This is a genomic window from Sorangium sp. So ce281, assembly GCF_051527395.1.
Classification (GTDB): Bacteria; Myxococcota_A; Polyangia; order Polyangiales; family Polyangiaceae; genus Sorangium; species Sorangium cellulosum_B.
In genome coordinates, this window is record NZ_CP150322.1 from 7,319,553 (window position 1) to 7,341,035 (window position 21,483).

General features: G+C 69.8%; 20 protein-coding genes and 1 pseudogene. 11 read left to right on the top strand and 10 right to left on the bottom strand.

Annotated elements, in window-relative coordinates:
- Window positions 1–227 precede the first annotated feature (227 nt).
- Complete coding sequence (locus WMF27_RS27575) at window positions 228–509, bottom strand: hypothetical protein (protein ID WP_437943119.1); 282 nt, start codon at window positions 507–509, stop codon at window positions 228–230.
- A complete protein-coding gene (locus WMF27_RS27580) occupies window positions 506–709 on the bottom strand; it encodes an FMN-binding negative transcriptional regulator (RefSeq protein WP_437943120.1) in 204 nt (67 codons plus the stop codon). The genes WMF27_RS27575 and WMF27_RS27580 overlap by 4 nt, the downstream gene beginning before the upstream one ends.
- Before the next feature lie 268 nt (window positions 710–977).
- Between WMF27_RS27580 and WMF27_RS27585 the strand changes: the two genes are divergently transcribed.
- Window positions 978–1,454 carry a helix-turn-helix domain-containing protein gene (locus WMF27_RS27585; protein WP_437943121.1) on the top strand — a complete coding sequence of 159 codons (477 nt, stop codon included), beginning with the start codon at window positions 978–980 and terminating at the stop codon, window positions 1,452–1,454.
- On the opposite strand, the gene WMF27_RS27590 is transcribed toward WMF27_RS27585, so the two are convergent.
- The 4 genes from WMF27_RS27590 to WMF27_RS27605 all read right to left on the bottom strand — a co-directional run bounded on the left by WMF27_RS27590 (window position 1,451) and on the right by WMF27_RS27605 (window position 3,869).
- The gene (locus WMF27_RS27590; protein WP_437765878.1) at window positions 1,451–2,131 is read right to left on the bottom strand and encodes a hypothetical protein; all 681 of its coding nucleotides are present in this window, start codon (window positions 2,129–2,131) and stop codon (window positions 1,451–1,453) included. The two genes, WMF27_RS27585 and WMF27_RS27590, sit on opposite strands and share 4 nt — an antisense overlap.
- 70 nt (window positions 2,132–2,201) lie before the next feature.
- Entirely contained in the window at window positions 2,202–2,744 is a 543-nt protein-coding gene (locus WMF27_RS27595; protein ID WP_437943122.1) for a hypothetical protein, read from the bottom strand.
- Window positions 2,741–3,436 (bottom strand): hypothetical protein, encoded by a 696-nt coding sequence (locus tag WMF27_RS27600; RefSeq protein ID WP_437943123.1) that lies wholly within the window; start codon window positions 3,434–3,436, stop codon window positions 2,741–2,743. The genes WMF27_RS27595 and WMF27_RS27600 overlap by 4 nt, the downstream gene beginning before the upstream one ends.
- Window positions 3,437–3,545: 109 nt before the next feature.
- The gene (locus WMF27_RS27605) at window positions 3,546–3,869 is read right to left on the bottom strand and encodes a 4Fe-4S dicluster domain-containing protein (protein WP_437943124.1); all 324 of its coding nucleotides are present in this window, start codon (window positions 3,867–3,869) and stop codon (window positions 3,546–3,548) included.
- Window positions 3,870–4,056: 187 nt separating this feature from the next.
- Between WMF27_RS27605 and WMF27_RS27610 the strand changes: the two genes are divergently transcribed.
- From WMF27_RS27610 to lysA, 9 genes and pseudogenes are all read left to right on the top strand, one after another.
- A complete protein-coding gene (locus WMF27_RS27610; protein ID WP_437765874.1) occupies window positions 4,057–5,424 on the top strand; it encodes a sigma-54 interaction domain-containing protein in 1,368 nt (455 codons plus the stop codon).
- A gap of 27 nt (window positions 5,425–5,451) precedes the next feature.
- Window positions 5,452–5,643: pseudogene (locus WMF27_RS27615) on the top strand (DUF1971 domain-containing protein); the annotation flags it as partial.
- Entirely contained in the window at window positions 5,640–5,873 is a 234-nt protein-coding gene (locus WMF27_RS27620) for a hypothetical protein (RefSeq protein ID WP_437943125.1), read from the top strand. The pseudogene WMF27_RS27615 and the gene WMF27_RS27620, both read left to right, overlap by 4 nt.
- A 423-nt stretch (window positions 5,874–6,296) precedes the next feature.
- Window positions 6,297–7,478 (top strand): glycoside hydrolase family 11 protein, encoded by a 1,182-nt coding sequence (locus WMF27_RS27625; RefSeq protein WP_437943126.1) that lies wholly within the window; start codon window positions 6,297–6,299, stop codon window positions 7,476–7,478.
- Window positions 7,479–8,143: 665 nt separating this feature from the next.
- Window positions 8,144–8,875, top strand: coding sequence for a hypothetical protein (locus WMF27_RS27630; protein WP_437765871.1), 732 nt, complete (start codon window positions 8,144–8,146; stop codon window positions 8,873–8,875).
- A 357-nt stretch (window positions 8,876–9,232) separates the two neighbouring features.
- On the top strand, window positions 9,233–10,255 hold the full coding sequence (locus WMF27_RS27635; protein ID WP_437765870.1) for a hypothetical protein: 1,023 nt from the start codon (window positions 9,233–9,235) through the stop codon (window positions 10,253–10,255).
- 278 nt (window positions 10,256–10,533) lie between these two features.
- Entirely contained in the window at window positions 10,534–10,755 is a 222-nt protein-coding gene (locus WMF27_RS27640) for a hypothetical protein (RefSeq protein WP_437765869.1), read from the top strand.
- A 13-nt stretch (window positions 10,756–10,768) separates the two neighbouring features.
- Window positions 10,769–12,325 (top strand): phospholipase D-like domain-containing protein, encoded by a 1,557-nt coding sequence (locus WMF27_RS27645; protein WP_437765868.1) that lies wholly within the window; start codon window positions 10,769–10,771, stop codon window positions 12,323–12,325.
- A 203-nt stretch (window positions 12,326–12,528) separates the two neighbouring features.
- Window positions 12,529–13,836, top strand: coding sequence for a diaminopimelate decarboxylase (lysA, locus tag WMF27_RS27650; RefSeq protein WP_437765867.1), 1,308 nt, complete (start codon window positions 12,529–12,531; stop codon window positions 13,834–13,836).
- 54 nt (window positions 13,837–13,890) lie between these two features.
- Here lysA and WMF27_RS27655 read toward each other — a convergent pair whose 3' ends face one another.
- Window positions 13,891–15,159, bottom strand: coding sequence for an AAA family ATPase (locus tag WMF27_RS27655; protein WP_437765866.1), 1,269 nt, complete (start codon window positions 15,157–15,159; stop codon window positions 13,891–13,893).
- Window positions 15,160–15,298: 139 nt separating this feature from the next.
- Window positions 15,299–16,195 (bottom strand): CPBP family intramembrane glutamic endopeptidase, encoded by an 897-nt coding sequence (locus tag WMF27_RS27660; protein ID WP_437943127.1) that lies wholly within the window; start codon window positions 16,193–16,195, stop codon window positions 15,299–15,301.
- A gap of 47 nt (window positions 16,196–16,242) precedes the next feature.
- On the opposite strand from WMF27_RS27660, the gene WMF27_RS27665 reads away from it, so the two are divergent.
- Complete coding sequence (locus WMF27_RS27665) at window positions 16,243–16,902, top strand: TetR family transcriptional regulator (RefSeq protein WP_437765864.1); 660 nt, start codon at window positions 16,243–16,245, stop codon at window positions 16,900–16,902.
- Window positions 16,903–16,968: 66 nt separating this feature from the next.
- On the opposite strand, the gene WMF27_RS27670 is transcribed toward WMF27_RS27665, so the two are convergent.
- Both WMF27_RS27670 and WMF27_RS27675 read right to left on the bottom strand, forming a co-directional pair.
- Entirely contained in the window at window positions 16,969–18,327 is a 1,359-nt protein-coding gene (locus WMF27_RS27670; RefSeq protein ID WP_437765863.1) for an LLM class flavin-dependent oxidoreductase, read from the bottom strand.
- A gap of 280 nt (window positions 18,328–18,607) precedes the next feature.
- Window positions 18,608–21,382: a beta-propeller fold lactonase family protein gene (locus WMF27_RS27675; RefSeq protein WP_437765862.1), complete on the bottom strand. Its 2,775-nt coding sequence runs from the start codon at window positions 21,380–21,382 to the stop codon at window positions 18,608–18,610.
- Window positions 21,383–21,483 lie beyond the last annotated feature (101 nt).

Sequence of the window (21,483 nt, forward strand, 5' to 3'; positions counted from 1 at the left end):
ACCACGACGCGCGGGCGATCGGGCCCCAGGACAGCATTCAGACCGCCAAACGGCTACCCGACAGCTTGATCCGGAGCTGGACGCGGCGGATGCTCCAAAACTCACCAGCAGCCGCGGGTGCTCCAGCCGTTCTGAACCACGGTGGCACGTGCCCGACCGATGTTGTTCTCAACGAAGGTCCGGTTGCTGTTTACTGGCGCCCACACGGGAAGTCGTTCCTGGCCCGGTCAATCGACAAGCCCGTGGCGCGCCAGAGCCTGCTGGTCATCCTCGGACATGAATGGGCGCAAGACGATAGTACCGTCGAAACCGTAGAGGACCCACCTCCCGTTCACTGCAGCACGCCAAGGGCCTTTCATTCCCTCGACGCCAAGCCAGGTAAGTACACGATCGTGATGGGCGGCCCTGTGCTCGACCAGGATCTGCCCGGGTTCAAACGAGCGCAGGCGCCCCTTCTGCGGGAGCCGCTCGAAGATGCGCTGGGCATCCTGAAAGTCCCCTTGGATCACTGCATTGACGTACTGCCGTGAGGGCCGCTGTCGCGCTCCAGAAGGAACGGCAGGTGCGCGATCATGGGCACGCCGTCCTCCCCGGGCGCGATGAGCATGCCGAAGGAGTGCGCGTCGATGAGATCGTGGAGCTCGGCGAGGTCGTGCGCCTCGAAGGCCCTGGGAAGGTAGATGGATCGCGGCGCGCCCGTCGTCGTCATGAAGGCAGGGTGTACCACCGGCCGCGCCGACCGCCCTCGTCGACCCGACCAGCACGATCCGGGCGACTCGATTCGCTCGATCTTTGAGCCGTTTTTCTGGATTCAGGTCACATCATCCTGGTTTTTTGATAGGATTCTTTGGTTCATGCTTGATACTAGCCAGATTTCTGTGGATAATCTCTCGTTGGAGCCTCCATTCACTTGGAAACCAGAATCAATTGTCTAGATTCTGTCGACTTTTGTCTGGTTCTTTGGCTAGGATGTCTCGATGCCCCTGGTCCCCACGCCCCCTGTCACCCCGCGCGGCTACAGCGCCGTCGAGCTGGCGCGCGCCGCCGGTGTCAGCACCGGCACGATCAAGCACTGGTTCGCGGAGGGTCTGATGGACAAGCCCGCGTTCCACGGCCGCCGCACGACGTACGGCCGCGAGCACCTCGTGCGGGCGCTCGCGATCAAGAAGCTGCGCGAGCACAACCTGCTGCTCCCGGAGATCAAGCGGAAGCTCGCCGCGATCCCGCTCGAGGAGCTGGCGAACGAGGTGCTGCCGCCGGAGCCACCCGAGAGCGCAGCGCCCGGCGCCGGGGAGCGCGCGGACACGGAGGAGCTCGGCCGGGCGTGGCGTCGCGTGGAGCTGATGCCGGGGCTGGAGCTGCACGTGCGCGCCGACGCCGGCGCGGTGGTGCACCGGATGGCGACCGAGATCCGCGAGAAGTACGGGTGTGAGCGCGAGGAAGGGCGGCGCTAGCTAGCCGCGCGCTTCTGCGCTCCCAGCGCCATCATCGCGTCCCAGAACATGTTCTCATACGCCTGAAATAGCCGGGTCGTGCGGCGGATCGCGCGGGGCTCCACGCCGCGGTCGAGCCCGTCCTGCACGATGGCGACCGCGGTGTCCTCGAACGATGGCAGGGCCGCGAACGCGTCCAGGAAGGCGGTGTGCTCCGGGCCGAAGCCGTACCGGTCGCGGAGCGCCTTCCCCATCCTGCCGCAGTTGAACCCCCAGGCTGGGAAGTTGATGAGCAGGGCGCACGCGATCTCGGCCGCCGAGGCGTTGGCCGCCGCCCAGGCCATCTGAACGGCATACGCGAACCCCTCCGCGGTGACCTCGTACCGATCCAGGTCGTCCTTCGTCATGCCGAGCTTCCGGCCCATGGCGGCGATCCCGTCCGGCGCCACGAGCTCGCCCTGGAGGACACCGCTCCAGAAATCGCGCCAGGGCGTGTCCCCGAAGCGCTGGAGCATCATCGCCATCGAGCGCAGGTCGCTGAGCACCACGTGGTGCTGGTGGCCCGGGAAGGCCTTCAGTCCCTCGAGCGCGATCTCGCCCCGCTCGATGGCGTCCGGGTAGGGGTGGGCTCTCAGCTGATCGTCGATGCTCCGGAGCTCTTCGCGAATGTCCTTCACCAGCGCGGCCGCGGCCTTCATGAGTGCCTCCTCGTGATCGCGCGCCATCCTACTACCGCATCACCGCCGAGAGCCCACAACCTGCGGCGCGCTACCCGCCCGAGCGCTGCCCCGCCTGCGCCCCCCGCACCCGCGCGATGATCACGCCGGCGACCTCCTCGGCCGACCTGCCCCTGGGAAGCCAGCGCTGCGGGATGTTATGGGAGCGATCGTCCTCGCGGATCACCAGCGTGATCGGCTTGGCCGGCGGCTGCAGCTCCACGGACTCGACGCGATCGAGCGGCACGGTGACCTCCCGCGCACCCCGGAGCGGGTGCATCGACGGCAAGGTGAGCGATCGAGGGCCAAGGACGATCCGGAACTCCTTGAGCGCCGCAAACCGCGCGGCGGCGAGGACGCCGAGCGCGCAGAAGGCCCATGCCAGGATCGCCAGCGCCGCGTAGAAGACGTCGGCGCCTCCGGGCTCGAAATGGAGGATCCCGTTCAGGATCAGGCCGCGGTCGTTCGTCTGTGCCCGATGGGTGAGGACCGCCGCGCAGACCGCAAAGAAGAGGGCGCCCAGGAGGAGCTCCGGGTAGGGACGGCGGAGCGGGATCTCGGGAGCGCCGTCCGCCGCGTGTTCGCTCGCCTTCATCGATAATCCCCTCCGCTGGCGGAAGCTGCCTCGTGCAGCCGCACGGCCAGGACCTCTGCGTCGAGCGCCGCCTGGTGCTCGGTCAAGAGGAAGGTGTCGCCGTCCCGATGGGCGGCGACCCAGGGCAGCGCCCGCGCGTCGCCGATCACCTTGTCCCGGCTGCCAACGAGGACGAAGACGCCCCGCCCTTCGAGGCCGGCGCAGAGGCTCACGCCGCGGATCTGGGCGGCGGGGACGGTGACCGGAGCCCCGTTGGCGGTGAGACGAACGGCGTCGGCCGAGATGGACTCCAGGCGGACGGATTGACCGTGACGAGGATCGCGGAAGACCGCGATGTCACGCCGGAGCGCGAGGGCTACGCCGATCGCGCCGGCGCCATAAAGAGGCCAGGCGAACCAGGCGAGCGACGGCTTGAGCGCGGGCAGCGCAGCGCCCCACAGCGCGCCGGCCGCGACGAGCGCGGCGGCCACGATACAGAGGCCCACGCCGACGCGGATGCGCCGGATCCTGCCGAGGTCCTCGATCGACGTCCCCAGCGCCATGAGCGCCAGCGCAGCGACGCCCAGCCCCGCCGGAGACGCGAGAAAGGGAAGCACGCCCTTCAGGCCGGGCGGCGCCATGCACGCGAGCGCCGCGCAGCAGAGGCCGATGCACATCGCGCGCGCCTGGAAGCTGACCGGTGGGCGGAGCACGTGGAAGAGAGGCTCATGACATCGCGGCGACTCCGGGCTGTCAATGCCCCGCGGCCCCCTCCGCCTCTCCCTGTGTCGCTCGTCGATATCTGCCGCTCCCGACCCGCGCTCAGGTTTCCTCCGGAGCGCGCGCCTTCGCGCGATCGTCGAAGAAGCGCGCGTTGATCTCCCGGTAGCGCTGCCACTCGGCCGGCAGCTCGTCTTCATCGAAGATGGCGCTCACCGGGCACTCGTTCTCGCAGGCGCCGCAGCCGATGCACGACTCGGGATCGATGTAGAGCTGGAGACCGGCGAGGCGTGTCTTCCGCTCTCCCTCGGGGATGCGCGAGATCTCGTCCGCCGCGAGCGGGCCGTGGATGCAGTCCACGGGGCAGACAGGGACACAGGCGGTATCACACGTGGCGACGCAGGGCTCGGCGATGACGTAGGCCATGAGGGTTCCTTTCCTTCTCCGTGGCGCGCGGTCGTCCGCGCGCTCTCCTCTCCCTCCTCCGCCATGGAGCAGGGCGCGTGCCCGCGGCCCGAGCGGCTTTTCCCGGGCTTTCGACGGCCTTGTGCGGCCCAGGCAACGCCCCTACGGTGCCGCGCAACGCCATTTCGTCGGCCTCGCTCCGCGCACGATGACCGCCTCCGCCGATCACGCCCTCCTCCTGCTCGCCGACCTCGGCGAGGCCTCGGCCCGCGCGCACACCGAGGCGACGCTCGTCCCCGCGGTGAGCGCCGCGCTCTCGCGCCATCTCCCGCTGCGGCGGCTCGATCTGCGCCGCGGCGCGGCCGCGCCGGGCGCGCCGGAGGTCCGGCGCGGCGCAGGCGGCGAGACGCTCGCCGTCTTCGCGCTCCGCGACGCGGAGGGCGCCGTCGGCTGCGCCTCGATGGCGCTCGGCGGCGGCGCGGCGCTCGACCTCTCGCCCGCCCTGCTCGAGGCGACAGGGCGCCTGCTCGCCGTGGCGCTGCGGCAGGTGCAGGTCCTCGGGCGCGTCGCGGCCATCGCGCGCCGCGCGCAGGGGGAGAAGCGGACGCTCAAGGAGGAGCTCGATCGCGTCGCCCTGCCGAGGGAGGTGGTCGCGGTGGGCCCGGCGATGCGGGCGATCTTCCAGCAGATGGTGCCGCTCGTCGCGCGGCAGGACACGACCGTGCTGGTGCGCGGCGAGACGGGCACGGGCAAGGAGGTGATCGCGCGCCGCATCCACGCGCTGTCGCGCCGCGCGGAGCGGCCGTTCCTCGCGGTCAACTGCGGGGCGCTGCCCGAGGGCCTCGTCGAGAGCGCCCTGTTCGGCCACGAGCGCGGCGCGTTCACGGGCGCCGCGGCGCGGCACCTCGGGCTGTTCGAGCGCGCGAGCGGCGGGACGCTGCTGCTCGACGAGGTCGGCGAGCTGCCCAGGGCGGCGCAAGCGAAGCTCCTGCGCGTGCTCCAGGAGGGCGAGATCGAGCGCGTCGGCGGCGAGGGCGCGGTGCGCGTCTCGGTGCGCGTGATCGCCGCGACGCACCGGCCGCTCGAGGACATGGTGGCGAGCGGAGCGTTCCGCGAGGACCTCTATTATCGGCTGCAGGTATTCCCGATCCTCGTCCCCCCGCTGCGGGAGCGCCCAGAGGACCTGGAGCCGCTCACGCGCGTCATCGTGGAGAAGGTGGCGGCGAGCTTCGGCCGGACGCCGCCGCGGGTGAGCGCGGAGTCGATGGCGCGGCTGCGGGCGCACGGCTGGCCGGGCAACGTGCGGGAGCTGGAGAACGTGATCGAGCGGTCGATGGTGATGTCGACCGGAGACGAGCTCATCCTGTCAGCGCCGCTCTCCGCGGCGCCCGGCGCGACAGGGCGCGTGATGACGTACCGAGAGGCGGCTCAGCGCTGCATCGAGGACGCGCTGCGGGCCGCGGGCGGGAAGATCTACGGAGAGGACGGGGCCGCGGCGGCGCTGGGGCTGAAGCCGACGACGCTGCAAAGCAAGATGCGGAAGCTCGGGATCCGGAAGGACGGAGAGAAGGGCTGACGGCCGAGAGGCTCGTCACACCATGCGACGAGACCCGGCGTGTGGGGCGTGGTCCACATGGTCTCCGGGCGGCTCCGCTATCGCACCGACAGGCCCAGCAATCGAGAGATGCCGCTCGATCCGGGACGCCCCGGGAACGTCGTGTCAGAGGCGCTGCATCAGTTCGACCCTGACGGTCAGGCACCGTTCCGCGTGGAGTTTCACCGCAAGACCGGATGACCAAGCTCGGCCGGAGGCCGCTTTTTCTCGAGAGTTCGTCGCTTTTCCAGGAGAGTGAACAAATCTGGGTTCTATCCTCGGACCTACACGCGCAACGTGGCTGGATCTTGCCCTTACAATACAAACAGCACGCCAAGGCGCTGCCGGGCAAGGTGTACAAAAGCAAAAGCAAAAGCAAAAGCAAACGCGACTTAGAAAAGAGTCTTGACTTTGACCTCCTGTTTGTGTGAATATGCCAATCTACATTGACGTTCCGGACCGCTCTCGGCCGGGGGCCGCAGTCGGTTGCAGGATCGTACAGGGGCCTACTCCGGGTGAACATGCCGGGGCTACTTGCTTCTTGCGGCTGCGCGTTCGAGTTGTTCTTGCTTTTTCCGAGTTGATGCCCGGCCCCGTCACACGGGGTGTTCGCATGTGAGCATCTATCCGACAAACATCGTGATTGCCAGGCATGTGGTCGGCGCAGGCCCGCGGGCGCATCCGTGATCTCCGGATCACGAGCACGCTGGCCGGAAATTTCGAACTTTAACCAATGGCTCGGAGGGCTCGCGTCTGTCTCGATGGTTCATCGATCCATCTCGAACAGAGACCCGCGACTCCGCCGATCCGATCATGGAGAATCTTAAATGCGCATCGTTCCCTTACTTGGCTACTTGTCCGCTTCGATCGCGTGCGGCCTGCTGGCGTGCAGCGTCGAGAACATCGTGGACGAGGACATCGAGGCTCAGGAGGGCGCGCTGGAGAGCGCGGACCGCTCGATGTCGGCGAGCGTCGCCGTCACCTCGGACTGGGGAAGCGGCTACTGCGCGAACGTGACGGTGAAGAACAACTCCCGCGACCAGGCGACCACCGGCTGGAACGTCGTCGTCGCGCTCAACGGCTCGACGAAGCCCAACCCGTGGAACGTGAAATTCACGGAGTCGAACGGCCAGTTCAGCGCCACGAACGTGGACTTCAACGGCTCGGTCCGCATTGGCACCTCGACGGAGTGGGGCTTCTGCGCGAGCGGCAGCGGGCGGCCCACGATCGCCTCGGTCACCGGCTCCGGCGGCACGATCATCAGCTCGGGCTCGTCCAGCAGCTCGAGCTCGTCCAGCACCAGCTCGAGCTCGTCCAGCACCAGCTCGAGCTCGTCCAGCAGCAGCTCGAGCTCGTCCAGCAGCAGCTCGGGCGGGGGAGGCGCCGGCGCCGGCGGCGGCGGGTCGGGCGGCTCCGGCGGGTCGGGCGGCTCCGGCGGCAGCACGTGCACGTCACCCAACCAGCAGGTCTGCGGCAATCAGACGGGCACCCACTGCGGCTACACCTTCGAGTACTGGAAGGACACCGGGAGCGGATGCCAGACCAACACGGCGAACGGCTTCAACGTCGAATGGAACAACATCAACAACCTGCTGGGCCGTAAAGGCCTGAGGCCCGGGTCGAAGAACCAGATCGTGACCTACTCGGCCGACTACCGGCCGAACGGCAACTCGTACCTGGGCGTCTACGGGTGGACGAAGGGCCCGCTGATCGAGTATTACATCATCGACAGCTGGGGCACCTGGCGTCCGCCGGGCGGCCAAGGGTTCATGGGCACCGTCACCAGCGACGGAGGCACCTATGACATCTATCGTACCCAGCGAGTCAACCAGCCGTCGATCGAGGGCAACACGACCTTCTATCAGTTCTGGAGCGTCCGGCAGCAGAAGCGCACGAGCGGGACCATCAGCGTCGCCAACCACTTCAACGCGTGGGATCGCCTGGGGATGAAGCTGGGGAACCTGTACGAGGTCTCGATGGTCGTGGAGGGCTATCAGAGCAGCGGGAGCGCCAGCGTGAACGTGTCGATGAAGTGAGCGCTCGGCCTTGACTATCGCATGATGATCGCGCGCGGGATCAACATCCCGCGCGCCACGCGCCCGGGCTCCTTCAGTCCCAGGCACGACTCCCCACCCATCTGACAGACACGTCCCGGCGCTCCCCGCGACGTCGCAGATCCGCCATGGCGTCGCCATGCATCCGCGGCGAGAGGGGCGTCGCCCGCGCACGCCCCGGCCCGTGCCTCCCCGGCAAGGGCCGGCCGCTCGCCGGCAACGCTTTCGCAAAGGCCTCCGGGGCGACGTTCGGGTTCCTTCCGGCCATTCTCGCAGGTATGGTCACGCCGGACGTCCTGGCTGCCCTCGTCGCTGGCCGCCCGGCACGGTGGTGGGGGCATTTGCCCAGAGAGATGTCACATGAAGGCGGGAAGGCGGGAAGATCATTGATGATTTTCTTCCCGCCTTCCCGCCTTCATGTTCAAATGACCCCACCACCCCCGGCACGGCGACCGCCCCCCCGGGTCTGCCAGGCCTCGGCAAAGCAGACCATCGCCCGCACCGAGACCTCGATCCCGAAGGGGAGACCTCATGCCGCCAACCCGACCCCCCCTGGTTGATCCCGCCGCGCGCCTCGGCTCCCCGGCCTCGTCAGCCCTCCGGACGAGCTTCGGGCCCGGCCAGATCATCTGCCACGGGAGCTTCTGATGAGAGAACACGCAGCAGCCCGGACGACGAAGCCTCTCGCGACGGTCATGGCCGCGGCGCTCGCCTTCGTGTGCTGGAGCGCGGCATGCAACGCGATCTCCGGGGTCGACGATCTCGACTTCTCGGGCTCCGCCGGCGCGACGGGCGGCGGCGCCGGCGGCACGGGCGGCGGGACGGCCGGCGGCGGCATGGGCGGCGCGGGCGGCACCGGCGGCACCGGCGGCACCGGCGGCACCGGCGGCATGGGCGGCGCCGGCGGCGGCGGCGGCACGGGCGGCGCTGGCGGCGCGGGCAGCGACATCTCTTACGAAATCGCCTGTGGGAGCGGCAACGTGGCTGTGGGCGTCCACGGCCGGAGCGGCGGCTCGATCGATCAAATCGGCCTGATCTGCGCGCCGCTCGCCAGCGACGGCACCCTGGGCACCGCCTTCCAGACCGTGACCGCCGGCGGCAACGGAGGCGGGCCGGGCAGCGTGATCTGCGCTGCGAACCAGGTCCTGGTCGGGATCAACATCTGGGTCGACACCCAGGTTTACCGGGTCGAGCTGCTGTGCCAGACGGTCGAGGCGTGGAAGACGGGCGACGGCAACATCCATGTCGGCCCAGGCATCGGCAACGTGCACAGCACGGGTTTCGGGGTCAAATGCCCGATGGGGAGCGCCGTCGTTCAGATCGCCGGCGACGCCGACGAGTATGTGCGCTCCGTGCATCCACGTTGTCTCCCGCTGTGACGGGCGCGGTCGCGGTGAGCGCGGCCCTCGCCGCCGTCGCCGCGAGGGCCGTGCGCGAGGGCTGCGCCGGCGAGACGCTCGCCGCGGTGCTGGCGGCCGAGCAGCTCGGTCACGCCCAGGATCCCGCGGTCCGCGCCGCGCCGTCCGCGCCCGCCGCTCCGCTGAGAAGTTTACGGTCCATCTGGACCCGGAAGAACGCCTCCCGACGTGCGGCGAATTCTGCTAGAGCTGTGAGCCGCGTCGAGCGCAGGCGGCGCCTCGGCGCAGCGGCAGTTTCTTAAGGATCACCGGCAGACGTGCCGCGCTGCGGCAGCGCGCAGCTCCGGCGAACGGGCCTATCACCCTTCGGGCATCAACATGACTTTCCATCGCGAAATCACACGCTTCACCTGGGTTGGGATCTCCTGTCTGGCCCTGTCCGCCGCGGCGGCGGGCTGCTCGGACGGCGCAGGCGACTCCTCGGACACGGGGGGCGCGGGCGGCAGCGGCGCGGGGACCGGCGGCGCCTCGAGCGTGAGCTCGGGCACGGGCAATCCCGCCGCGAGCAGCAGCAACGGCAGCACCAGCAGCGGCAGCACCACGAGCAACGGCAGCACCACCAGCAACGGCAGCACCAGCGCCAGCAGCAGCAGCGGCGGCGGCGGCGACACGAGCAGCAGCACAAGCACCACGAGCACCGGGACGCCCGAGACGAGCGCCACGTCGAGCACCGGCAGCGGGACGCCGGCGGGCGGGTGCCCGGCGAGCGCGACGTTCTGCTCCGACTTCGAGGGCGACGGGCTGCCCGAGGGCGCGACCTACCGCCCCTCGTACCAGGCGCAAGACGCGCTGAAGAACATGGCGATCGACACATCGGTCTTCCACGCCGGCTCGCGCGCGCTGCGCGTGAACCCGGGGGCCAGCGGCTACGACTGGAGGATGCTCTCCGTCCCGTCGCCCGGCTCGACGTTCTGGGTCCGGCTCTACGTGCGCAGCAGCGTCGATCTCGGCCAGTCCGACCACAACGCCTACTTCCAGGCCATGACGGGCGACGGCGAGCCGAACGCGGGCGACAACATGGAGGTCGCCGAGCAGTACTGCCAGCTCGTGCTGAACCTGCACGACGAGGTCACCCTGTCCACGGGCGGCGAGACCCGGTGCGGGAGCAACGGTGTGAAGCTCCCCAAGGACCAGTGGCACTGCATGGAGGCCTACTTCGACGGCGCCAAGGGCGGCGTCCAGGTCTACGCCAACGGCACCAAGATCATCGACAAGACCGGCGTGAAGACGCTCAACTACAAGACGTTCAGCTTCGGCTACCTCGGCTTCCACGGCCCGGCGCGGACGATGTGGTATGACGACGTGGCGGTCGCGCCGGATCGGATCGGCTGCGCCCCCTGACACGGCCGAGCGCCGGCGCGTGGGTCGTGCCAGCGCGATGACCCGACCGCCATCGCGCGCCGCGCGACCTCCTTCCCGCGCCTCCCCTGGACACGCGCCGCCCCCCACGCCGGGCACGGCCCGCCGGCCGGAGCGGCCCCGAGCACGCTTGCTCCCTGGCTCCGCCGGCGCCATAGCCGAGGTGGCGAGCGCTCGACGGACGAGCGCGAGCGCGAGCGCGAGCCGCGGTGACGATGCAAGGACGATGCGATCGTGATCCCGGCACGAAGGTAGATGCAATGCCGTACCTGGTTTTCCGGAATTTCCCCGACAATACGCCGATCCCCGATGACTGCTATAGCTGCGATGGCGCGCCGGACTGGGCAGCGTTGCTGGAGTGGATATGCCCCGATCTCTCGCGCGACGAGGCGGAGCGGCTCGCCGTCATCGGCGAAGCGAGCGGGACCCGGCTCGACGTCGCGGGCCTGAAGCGGCTCATCGAGGAGCACCTGAAGCCGTAGGCGCGCGATCGCGATGAGGGGCGCACGGACGATCATCGATCCTCGTCGCCACACGTGGTGCGACACCCCGGTGGACGACATCGGCCTGCTGGTCGACGCCGACGAGTATTACCCTGAGTTCTACCGGGTCGCGTCCAGGGCGCGGCGGTACCTGCTCCTCGCCGGCTGGCAGTTCGACAGCGACGTCGCCCTGCTCCGGGGCGGCAGGGAGGAGCAGGTGTCGAGCCCGATCACGCTGCTCAAGTTCCTGAACCACCTCTGCGAGCAGAGCCCCGATCTCCAGATCTTCATCCTCGCGTGGGATTTCCACCTCGTGTTCGCGCTCGAGCGCGAGTGGCTCCAGCAGCTCGTCTTCGAGTGGACGAACCATCGCCTGCGCTTCCTCTTCGACGCCACCCACGTCGAGCGCGCCTCGCACCACCAGAAGTTCGTGGTGGTGGACGGCGAGCTCTCGTTCCTCGGCGGCCTCGACCTCTGCGACCACCGCTGGGACGACCGCAGCCACGCGAACAAGAACCCGCTCCGCGTCAGCCGAGGAGAGCCGCACAAGCCGTTTCACGACGTACAAGCAACCCTGCGCGGCCGCGCGGTGGCGCGGGCGCTGACCGAGATCTTCACGGATCGCTGGCGGCGCGCGGGCGGCGTGGACATCACGCTGCCGGACGTCGACGAGGCCGATCCGACGTTCCCCGACTACCGGCCCGAGGGCGGCATCCCGCTCGCGGCGGCGCGCGTCACGCTGAGCCGCACCGATCCGCACGGCGCGCCCACCGGCGTCCCGCACCGCACGGAGATACGCGACCTCTTCCTCGACGCCATCGACGCCGCGGAGCGCTTCATCTACATCGAGACCCAGTACTTCACCTCTCACGTCATCGCGGAGGCGTTCGCGCGGCGGATGCGCGCGGAAGGCCGGCCGCTCCTCGACGTGGTGCTCCTGCTCAACATGGAGGCCGAGACGATGAAGGAGCAGATCGCCGTCGGCCTCTCCCAGGCCAAGGTGCTCGGCGGGCTGCGCGACGTGGCGGCCGAGACAGGCCACCACCTCGGCGTCTATTACACCCTGCCGGCGTGCGGCGAGGACGAGACCGCCGAGCGCGCCACGTACATCCACTCGAAGGTGATGATCGTCGACGACCGCTTCCTCACCGTGGGCTCCGCCAACCTGACGAACCGCAGCCTCTCGATCGACACGGAGATCAACGCCTCGGTCGAGACCGACGACCCCGACGACGCGCTGGGCCGCTCGATCCGCGCGGCGCGCGCGTCGCTCATCGGCGAGCACCTGGGGGACGCCGACTTCGATCGGGTGGACGACCTCGTCGCCTGCCTCGACGGGCTGGCGAGCCCGTCGACCGGGCCGCGCAGGCCGGGGAGCTCGTGCCGGTTGCGGCTCCACCCCTCGCCCACCGCGGACGAGCGCGCCCTGCTCGAGGTGATCGACCCGCAGCAGCTGCCGTTCGACCCCGCCGCGGTCGAGGACATCGACCAGCGCCAGGGCTCCCTCTTCGTGGGCGGGCTCGGCGCGCTCTGGCGGCACCTGTTCACCAGCCGGGGCCCCGCGAAGTAGCCGCGCGCCAGGCGCTCCGGGCGAGCGCCTGGGACGCGCGGGCGCGGGGCGGGCGCGGGCGCGGCTACCGGCGGCCTCCCTGGACCGCGAGGCAGGGCGCGCCCCTTCCGGCCACCGGGGGCACATGGTAGGCTGTGCCGCGGAATTGCGAACGGTTTCTTCAGGTTGTCTCTCAAAGTTGAAGCGTTGACGCCACGAGGAGTATGCAAGAGGCAGAGATCAAGATCGGGGGCATTTCGGTCCGCGACCTCGCGGAGCACTACGGAACACCGCTCTATGCCTACGATGCCGAGCGCATCCGGGAGAACTTCCGTCGACTCACGCGGGCGCTGCGCGGCAATTACCCGGAGGTGTCCGTCTTCTATGCCATCAAGGCGTGCAACAACCTGGAGATAGCGAAGCTCCTGGTCGACGAGGGCTCGGGCGTGGACGCCGCGAGCCCGAACGAGATCCGCCTGGCGCAGGCGCTCGGGCTGCCGGGCGAGCGGATCATCTACACGGGCAACAGCCTCTCGGACGAGGACCTGGCCGCGGGGCTGCGCGCCGGGGTGAACTTCAACGTGGATGATCACGGCATCCTGAAGCGCCTGTTCTCGCTCGGGAAGCCGCGCTGCATGTCGTTCCGGATCAACCCGAGCGGCGAGGACATCGCGACCCCCGATCTGAAGCCGTTCGCGGGCCCGTCCGCGAAGTTCGGGATCCACCCGCGCCACGTGGAGGAGGCCTATCGCACCGCGCTCGAGAACGGGGTCGAGCGGCTCGGGGTGCACATGATGCCTCACTCGCAGGCGAACAAGCCGGAGAACTTCGCGCACGTCACGGGCAAGCTGCTCGACCTGATCGGCCCGGTGGCCCGGAAGCTCGGCTTCGACCTCGCGTTCGTGGACATCGGCGGCGGGCTCGGCATCCCCTACCGGCGGGAGCAGCCGCCGCTCGACGTGGAGGCCGTCGCCCGCGGGATCGCCGCGATGGTCCGGAAGAAGTGCGCGGAGCACGGCCTGAAGGAGCCGCGCCTCGTCATGGAGCCCGGGCGCTACTTCGTCGGGGACGCGGGCTACGTGCTCGGGCGGGTGATCTCGATCAAGCAGGGATACAAGACGATCATCGGCACGGACATCTCGATGAACACGATGGCGCGCCCGGTGATGTACGGCGCTTACCACGAGGTGCGGATCAACGGCCGCCGCGGCCAGACGGCCCCGATGGCGATGACGGGCCAGGTCTGTGAGAACACGGATATGTGGATCCCGGAGCGCGAGTTCCCCGCGGACGTCGCCGAGGGGGACGTGGTCGTCCTGATGGACGCGGGCGCGTATGGCCACGTGATGAGCTACGACTACAACGGCCGCCTGCGGCCGGCCGAGGTGCTCGTCGACGGCGGGAAGAGCCGGCTGATCCGGCGGCGCGACACGTTCGAGGACATGGTCTCGCGGATGTGCCTGTCCGACGACATCAAGGAGCGCCTGCGCGCGGCGGCGGGAGAGCCGAGCGGCGCGACCGGCTGCGGCTGAGCGGTACATCGCTGGGGCGCACGAAGGTGCGCCCTGCTCCAGCGCGCCTGAGCTTCATCGCGCGACGGCGAAAGGCACGCTCGCCGCACCCAGCTCAATGCACCGCCGAAAGATCGTCGAGTACACGCCACGTACCTCGCGGTTCGGGATCGAGAGCAGGTGTGAAGGCTGCTCCATCGGCCCGCGCGAGCGCTTCTCGGCCCTGAGGTATCCCGTGAAGACGAGGAGGCTCCATAGCACCTCGTCGCTCCGATCGAGATCCTCGAGCGACACGCTCTCGTCGAGCATGCGCTCGACGCTGCCGCCGTCGAGCAGCGCCGCGAACGCCGGCTCGAGCGCGAGCGCGCGCCGCTCCAGCTGCTCGCGCACCAGATCGTTCGAGCTCGTGTTCACCCAGTAGGGCTGCGGCGCGCCGTCTTCGCGGGAGAGGAAGTTCATGACGCTCCACGGGTTGTAGACGACGGTGTCGCCGAAGAGATACCCGTTGTACCAGGCGCGCAGGGACGGGAGCCGCTCGGGCCGACCGAATCTCGCGAGGAGCGACTCGACCTCGGGCTCCGTGAACCCGAAGCAGGTGTCGAACTCCGGTGCCAGCAGCGAGTAGACAGCCACGTTGTTGAGACCTGAAAAGATGCTCTCCCGGGCCACCCGCAGGACGCCCGTGAGCACGGCCTTGAACAGGTGCGGATTGCCCTTGAGGCCCTCGGTGAGGAACGCGCGGAAGAAACCGATGACCTGCGCCGCGTAGCCGTGGAGATACCCGGCGTGGAGGGGCTCGTCGTACTCGTCGAGGAGGACGACAACGCGCTCACCGTGGAAGCGGTGGAGATAGCTCGACAGGTCGAACAGCGCTGTCTCGTACGCGATCCTGCCGGCCGTGCCGTCGAGGACTTCGCGGTACCGCCGGGCCTCACGCTCGCTCAGCGCGCCGCTGCCGAGCAGGTCACGGTGCTCGTCGAAGAGACGCGCGATCCTGTCTTGCACCCCCTCCCAGAACGCATCGAAGCTCTCCGCCTTCACGCCCTTGAAGGTCAGGTGGAGCACCGGGTAGCGCTGGAAGTGCGCGCGGTACGGTTCGCCGGCCTGCCAGATGCGGAGATCACGAAACAGCGGGGAGAGATCCTGAGCGCGCCGCTCGAAGAAACAGCGCAGCATGGAGAGGTTGAGCGTCTTGCCGAAGCGCCGCGGGCGCGGGAGCAGGACGACCTCGGTGCCCGGCCTGTCGACGAGCTCCTGGATCAGGTGCGACTTGTCGACATATTCGAGCCCCAGCTCGCGGAGCCGGCGGAAGTCGTCGATGCCGATGGGGACCTGGATGCTCATGGTGCCTCGGGCGGGGCGGCGTGCCCTCACGGACGCTACTCCGCCGCCCGTCAGCGGCAAGGGCTCCGAGCGGCCTGCGCAGGCAGCCAGGCGTCCTGCTTCTCCGCAGAGCCCGCCGGCGAAGCGACGGAGCCGCGGGTCACCGCGTCCAGGTCAGGAGCAGCGCGAAGATGGTAAGATCGGCGGCGACATGCGCCACGTACGGCGCAAGGAGGCCGCCCGCGCGGCGCCGGAGCACGCCGAGCATCACCGCGTAGATCACCGCCAGGCCGACGCCAACGGCCCCGCTCGGGAAGCCGTTCAGGTGGAGGAGCCCGAAGGCAGCCGCCTGGACGAGCACCGCGGTCCAGCCGGAGGTCGTCACGGCGTCCAGCGATCCGAGGAACACCAGGCGGAAGACCGCCTCCTCGAGGAGCGCGTTGAAGAGCGCGAACCCCAGGCCGCCGAGGAGCAACAGCGGCAGCGAGACGGGCGGCAGCAGGGCCCGCATCTGCGACAGATCGGGCCGCATCAGCCGGACCCAGAGCACGAGCGCGAGCGCGGAGACGAGGACGACCGCCGCGATCCAGCCGACGACCGCGGGCCCGAACGCCCCGCGCCGCAGCGGCGGCATCGACGACCGCAGCGCCGGCACGGCGCGCGCGAGCAGCGCGAGCACGACGAGCGGCGCGGCCAGGGAGAGCGGCCAGGGCACGGCGAGCCCCACCGCCGCGGGCGCGAGCGTGAGCGCCGCGAGGAGCGGGGCGAGCAGCACCGCCCGGTCCGGCGCGCGCGCCACGGCGAGCAGGGAGGCGAGCGCGACGCCGAAGCAGGCGAGGCCGATGGCGCGATCCTCCGCGGCAGACGGGTACGCGGCGTAGGCGAGCGTCGCTGCGGAGACCGCGGCGAGCCCCGGCCAGCCAAGTCGAGGCGCGCCCGCTCGCCCGGCGGCCTCGCCGACCGGCGTAGCGCCGACCGGCGTAGCGCCGGCCGGCGCCGCGCGAGGCGGCTCGATCTGCCCGATCTGGTCGAGGCGCTTTAAGAGTTGAGCTTTCACTCGGATATAGTCGATCTTTTGCTCAGGTTGTCAAGTACGCTCGGCGCATGGCCACGAAGCGCAAGAAGCCGCCGTCGACCGCGCCCCGCCGGGTGCCGCTTCAGGCGAGGAGCCAGCGGCGCAAGGAGCGGATCCTCGACGCCACGGCGGCGCTGCTCGCGTCGCGCGGGCTCGACGCGATCACCACGAACGCCATCGCGGCGCGGGCGCGGACGTCCATCGGCTCGGTCTACGAGTTCTTCCCGAACAAGGAGGCCGTGCTCCACGCGCTGACGGGGCGTTACCTGGAGCGGCTGCGGGCGCGCACCGAGGCGGCGCTCGCGGAGGCGCCGCCGGGCTCGTGGCGGGAGCTCACCGAGCGCTGGATCGACGCGCTCGCAGCGTTCTACAGGTCGGAGCCCGGCTACCGGGAGCTGTGGTTCGGCGTGCAGCTGTCCGGCGCGATGCTGTCGACGGCCGCGGCGTGGGGGGACGAGTTCTCGGCGCGCGTCGAGGCGCTCCTCTCACCGCTGACGCCCGCGCTCGCGCCCGCCGAGCGGCGCGTCGTCGCGCAGAGCGCGCTGTATATGGCATCGACGCTGCTCGCCCTCGCCGCACAGCAGGACGAGCAGCAGGGCGCGCTCTACGTCGAGGAGGCGAAGAAGGCGGTCTGTCGCTACCTCGCGCCGTACATCGAGCCGCCGTGCCGGCCGAGGGAGAGCGCGTGACGCGGTGAGACGCGCCGACGCGGTGTCGCGCGCGACCAGGCACCCCCTCGCACGGGAGCGGCGCCTTCAGGCCGCCGACGCCCGCGGCTTCGCGCCGGCCACGTGGCGGTTCACCGGCCGCGCCAGCCCGAGGTTCTCCCGCAGCGTGCGGCCCTCGTACTCCGTTCGGAACAACCCACGTCGCCGCAGCTCCGGGATCAGCAGCTCGATGAAATCGTCCAGCCCGCCCGGGAGCCACGGCGGCATCACGTTGAACCCGTCGGCGCCGCCCTGCGTGAACCACGCCTCCAGCTGATCCGCGATCTGCTCCACCGAGCCCACGATCGTCCAGTGCCCGCGCGCTCCAGCCACCCAGAGGTAGAGCTCCCGGATGGACAAGTTGCGCTTGCGCGCGATATCGAACATCAGCGCTTGCCGGCTCTTGTTGTTGTTGGTCTCGGGCAGCTCGGGGAGCGGCCCGTCCACCGGATACGCGGACAGATCGACCCCGCCCGACAGGCCCGAGAGCAGCGATAGCCCGACCTCCGGCAAGATGAGATCCTGCAGCTCCTGGTACTTCGCCCTGGCCTCCGACTCCGTCCTGGCGACCACGGGGAACACCCCCGGCATGATCTTCAGCTGGTCAGGGTGCCGCCCGTACTTGGCCATCCGGCCTTTGACGTCGGCGTAGAAGGCCTGCGCGTCTTCCAGCGTCTGCTGCGCGGTGAAGATCACCTCGGCGGTCTCGGCCGCGAGCTCCCTGCCCGCCTCCGACGATCCCGCCTGCACGATCACCGGGTGTCCCTGGGGCGGGCGCGGGATGTTGAGCGGCCCTCGAACGGAGAAGAACTTCCCCTTGTGATCGAGCGTGTGCAGCTTTGCCGGATCGTAGTAAGCCCCGGACGCCTTGTCGCGGAGGAAGGCGTCGTCCTCCCAGCTGTCCCACAGGCCGGTGACCACGTCGACGAACTCGCGCGCCCGGACGTAGCGCTGCGCGTGGTCGGGGTGCGCGTCGAGCCCGAAGTTCCCCGCCGCCTCGCCGCCGCCGGTGGTGACCACGTTCCAGCCGGCCCGCCCCTGGTTGATATGGTCCAGCGAGGCGAACTTGCGGGCCAGCAGGTAAGGCTCCTCGTACGTGGTGGACGCGGTGGCGATGAAGCCGATGCGCTCGGTGACGACCGCGAGCGCGGAGAACAAGGTGACCGGCTCGAAGCTGGCCCCATAAGCGGTGCGGCCCTGCGCTCCGGGCCGGTTCTGCAAGGCGAGCCCGTCCGCCAGGAACACGGCGTCGAGCTTGGCCCGCTCCGCCGCCTGCGCGATGCGCTTGTAATGCGCGAAGTTGATGCCTCCGTCCGCCTGCGCCTGCGGGTGCCGCCAGGCCGCCACGTGGTGGCCTGCGCCAGGCAAGAAGGCGCCCAAACGGATCTTCCGCTGATTGTCGCTCATGGGGTGTCCTCGGTCTCGGTCCTTCACGTGCGCGCGCGGGCACGTCGCCGCGCGACCGCCGCACGCGATCACCGCTCCCAGAGCGCAAGCGCCGTGCCCGGCGCCAGAGCCACGGGCGCAGCGGCGGAGCTCGAAGCGCCGCCCCTCCCCTGCCCCGCGACGTGCTGCGAGGGCAGCAACGGACCACCAGCGCTGCGGAAGCATTGCTGTCAGGGAAGCACCTGTCCGCGGCAGCTCACCGGTCGATGGGCGGGTGAGCGCGCAGGCGCGATCGTTCCGCTCAGCGATGCGGGTGCGGTCCGTGCGGCCCGTGCGGTCCGTGCGAGCCGTGCGGTCCCCGTCGCGGAACGCTCTCCGGGTCGGCCGGGTCGCTGCCGGCGTCCCGCTCGTCACCGTCGAGGAAGCCATCGCCGTCGCGGTCGACGCCGATGCGCTCGCCCGACCCGGGCGGCACGCAGGTATACGTCAGCTCGCTCCCGCCTCTCGTGGCCAGCCAGCGGAGCTCGCCGTCCGACCGCCACGGCGCGCGCGCGCGGTCGGCGTCGAAGCGGCCATCGCCGATGTACACAAAGCCCAGCTCGTCCCCGTGGGACCAGCCCTTGACCACGAGATCACAGTCGCCGGCGTCGGCGCGCGCCATGAGCAGATCGACGCGCGGGCCGGCCACCGCCGCGTTCGACGACGTGAGCGTGATCTGCTGGCCCACGATGGGCTTCAGGTTCGACTCCAGCGCCAGCATGTACTCCGCCACCTGGCGCTTCAGGAGCTCCCCCTCGGGGTCGACGGGGAAGCCGCCGGGGTTCTCCGGCGTCTGGACGAAATCGGAGAACGCGTTGAAGCGGACGAGCGTATCGACGGCGCCGTCGTGGAGGAAGCCAAAGCCGCGGACCTGGTCGCCCATGTGCGCGTTGGAGCCGCCGAACGGGAACACGAACGACTCCGCCATGCCGAACATCCCGACCTTCTGGTACTGATTGCGCAGGTGCGGGACCTTGAAGAGCTGGGTCTCGTTGGCGTTGGCCGAGCCGCCGTCGCTGCCGAAGAACCCCGGCGCGAAGTCGTCGGGGTTGGCGTCGGGATCGACGGCGTGACACCCGATGCACGAGGCGCCGAGGATGCTCGACACCGGCCCCCCGAAGAAGTCGCGCCCCGCGATCTGATCGGGCGTGAGCGAGTCGTCGAGCGCGCGGATGGGGTTGGGTGGATACGTGACCTGGAGGATGAAGTCCGTGAAATCGTCCATCTCCTCCTCCGAAATCGTCTCGTGTCGCCCGAGCAGATCGACGAACGACGCGCTGAATTTCTTGAACGCCGCCCGCTCGTCGAACACCCCGCTGTCCGGCTGGGACGTGGGCGCATCGTGGCCGCCCGTGCGGTCGCCGCGCCAGTGCATCGGCCCATGGTTCGCCATGCCGCGCAGGCTCTGGGTCGTCATCGGCCCCTTCATCGGGTGCAAGCTCGTATCCTGGCCGAAGAGATCGGTACAGAACGGTCCCGGGTTCTCCACCGCGGTGCCGTCCGGGTTCCCGAGGTCCCACGCCAGGCTGTCGAAGTCGCCGAAGATATGGCAGCTCGCGCAGGACGAGTCGCCGTGGCTCGAGCTCCGCGACGCGTCGTAGAGGACGCGGCGCCCCCGGACGACGCTCGGAGGCTCCGGGTTGTGCATCGGCACGTGCGCGACCTCGAGGCGGGTCCGGGTATCGATGACCGAGATCGCGTTGTCGAAGCGCGCGAGCACGTAGAGACGATGCCTGTCTTCATCGAGGACGAGGCCGGTCGGCCCGCCTCCAGGGACGCGGATCTGGTTCGCGGCGCTGGGCACGAACGTGTCGTTCTCGAGCTTCGCTGTGTCGAAGACGCCGATCTTGTCCGAGCCGAGCGCCGCGACATACAGGGTCGCGCCGTTGCGCGTCACGGCCATCTGCAGCGGTTGCGCAAGGCTCTTCTCGCTCTCGTCGTTCGGCACCGGCGCGCAGCAGCTGCTGTAATCGATGTGTTTGTTGAGGTGCCTCGGGGCGACGCCGCCCGGACCGAGCACGGTGATCCTGCTCTCGTGCAGGTGGCCGCGCACGCTGTGGCCGGCGAAGATGCCCGGCCCCTCGAAGCGCTCCTCGTTTCGGGCGTCGGTGTTGGACACATAGACCTTCCCGTTCACCGGGTTCACGACCATGTTGAACAGGACGGTCCCCACGCCCGTGAAGAAGCCGCCTGGCCCGTCCACCTGGCGAGGCGGGTTGGCGAGCGCGTCGATGACGAAGACGTCCTTGTCGGGCAGCGAGAGGCGCACCGCGTCGTCGAAGGGGCGCCCCAGCTCGTCGACCCAGTGGGCCCCGTCGAACTTGAGAATGAGCCCGACCTCCGGCCGGGGGACCCCCTCGAAGTTGGTGTCGGGCCCGGGCAGTCCGCCCGCCGCCTCCCCGCCGTCCGGCACGAGGCTCTCGTCGATGACGGTCGTGCGGTTGCCCGAGTGGAAGGCGGCGGCGTAGACCCGGCTGCCGTCCGGCGTCACCGCGAGCGCGCGCGGCGTATCGCTGAAGAGCGTCACGATGGAGAGCGGCGTGCCGCCGAGCGACGTCCCGGGCCGCCTCGCGTCGAACACCCAGACGTCCGCGCGCCCCACGCCGGGCGTCAAGAGCTGCGGATCGAAGGGGGCGTTCTGCCCGCGGTGGGCCGTGGTGATGAAGGCCCGCGAGCGCTGCGGCCCGGCGAATACGATGTCGCGCGGCTCATCGCCCACGAGCAGCGTGCGGACGACGCGCGCCCTTTCGGGGCTCCGAACGTCGACCACGCTCACGCTATCGGACAGGTGGTTCACCACCCAGACTTCATCGTCGCCCCGGGCAGCGACGGCGACCGGCTCGAGCCCCACGGGCACAGACGCCTTGAGCTGCAGACGATGGGCTTCGACGCGGAAGATCTCCAGCCGGTTGTCGGACGTGTTCACCGCGAAGAGCAGCTTGCCGTTCGCCGACAGGGCCAGGGGGCGGACCTGGCCCGATTCGAATGTCGTGAACGGCGTGGCGGCCGACGCGGGGAGAGCGGCGGCGAGGGACATGGCCGTAGCACCTACGCTGACAGCCAAGAAACGGCGCAGACAGCATGATGGCAGCATGCTTTCACGCTATGCAAAATAAACACGCTTAACAACAAAAAAGC

Excerpts from the sequence above, each read along its gene's own strand:
- WMF27_RS27580 (WP_437943120.1), bottom strand. The coding sequence starts at position 709 with ATGACGACGACGGGCGCGCCGCGATCCATCTACCTTCCCAGGGCCTTC.
- WMF27_RS27585 (WP_437943121.1), top strand. The coding sequence starts at position 978 with ATGCCCCTGGTCCCCACGCCCCCTGTCACCCCGCGCGGCTACAGCGCC.
- WMF27_RS27590 (WP_437765878.1), bottom strand. The coding sequence starts at position 2,131 with ATGAAGGCCGCGGCCGCGCTGGTGAAGGACATTCGCGAAGAGCTCCGG.
- WMF27_RS27595 (WP_437943122.1), bottom strand. The coding sequence starts at position 2,744 with ATGAAGGCGAGCGAACACGCGGCGGACGGCGCTCCCGAGATCCCGCTC.
- WMF27_RS27605 (WP_437943124.1), bottom strand. The coding sequence starts at position 3,869 with ATGGCCTACGTCATCGCCGAGCCCTGCGTCGCCACGTGTGATACCGCC.
- WMF27_RS27610 (WP_437765874.1), top strand. The coding sequence starts at position 4,057 with ATGACCGCCTCCGCCGATCACGCCCTCCTCCTGCTCGCCGACCTCGGC.
- WMF27_RS27620 (WP_437943125.1), top strand. The coding sequence starts at position 5,640 with ATGACCAAGCTCGGCCGGAGGCCGCTTTTTCTCGAGAGTTCGTCGCTT.
- WMF27_RS27630 (WP_437765871.1), top strand. The coding sequence starts at position 8,144 with ATGAGAGAACACGCAGCAGCCCGGACGACGAAGCCTCTCGCGACGGTC.
- WMF27_RS27635 (WP_437765870.1), top strand. The coding sequence starts at position 9,233 with ATGACTTTCCATCGCGAAATCACACGCTTCACCTGGGTTGGGATCTCC.
- WMF27_RS27640 (WP_437765869.1), top strand. The coding sequence starts at position 10,534 with ATGCCGTACCTGGTTTTCCGGAATTTCCCCGACAATACGCCGATCCCC.
- WMF27_RS27645 (WP_437765868.1), top strand. The coding sequence starts at position 10,769 with ATGAGGGGCGCACGGACGATCATCGATCCTCGTCGCCACACGTGGTGC.
- lysA (WP_437765867.1), top strand. The coding sequence starts at position 12,529 with ATGCAAGAGGCAGAGATCAAGATCGGGGGCATTTCGGTCCGCGACCTC.
- WMF27_RS27655 (WP_437765866.1), bottom strand. The coding sequence starts at position 15,159 with ATGAGCATCCAGGTCCCCATCGGCATCGACGACTTCCGCCGGCTCCGC.
- WMF27_RS27665 (WP_437765864.1), top strand. The coding sequence starts at position 16,243 with ATGGCCACGAAGCGCAAGAAGCCGCCGTCGACCGCGCCCCGCCGGGTG.
- WMF27_RS27670 (WP_437765863.1), bottom strand. The coding sequence starts at position 18,327 with ATGAGCGACAATCAGCGGAAGATCCGTTTGGGCGCCTTCTTGCCTGGC.
- WMF27_RS27675 (WP_437765862.1), bottom strand. The coding sequence starts at position 21,382 with ATGTCCCTCGCCGCCGCTCTCCCCGCGTCGGCCGCCACGCCGTTCACG.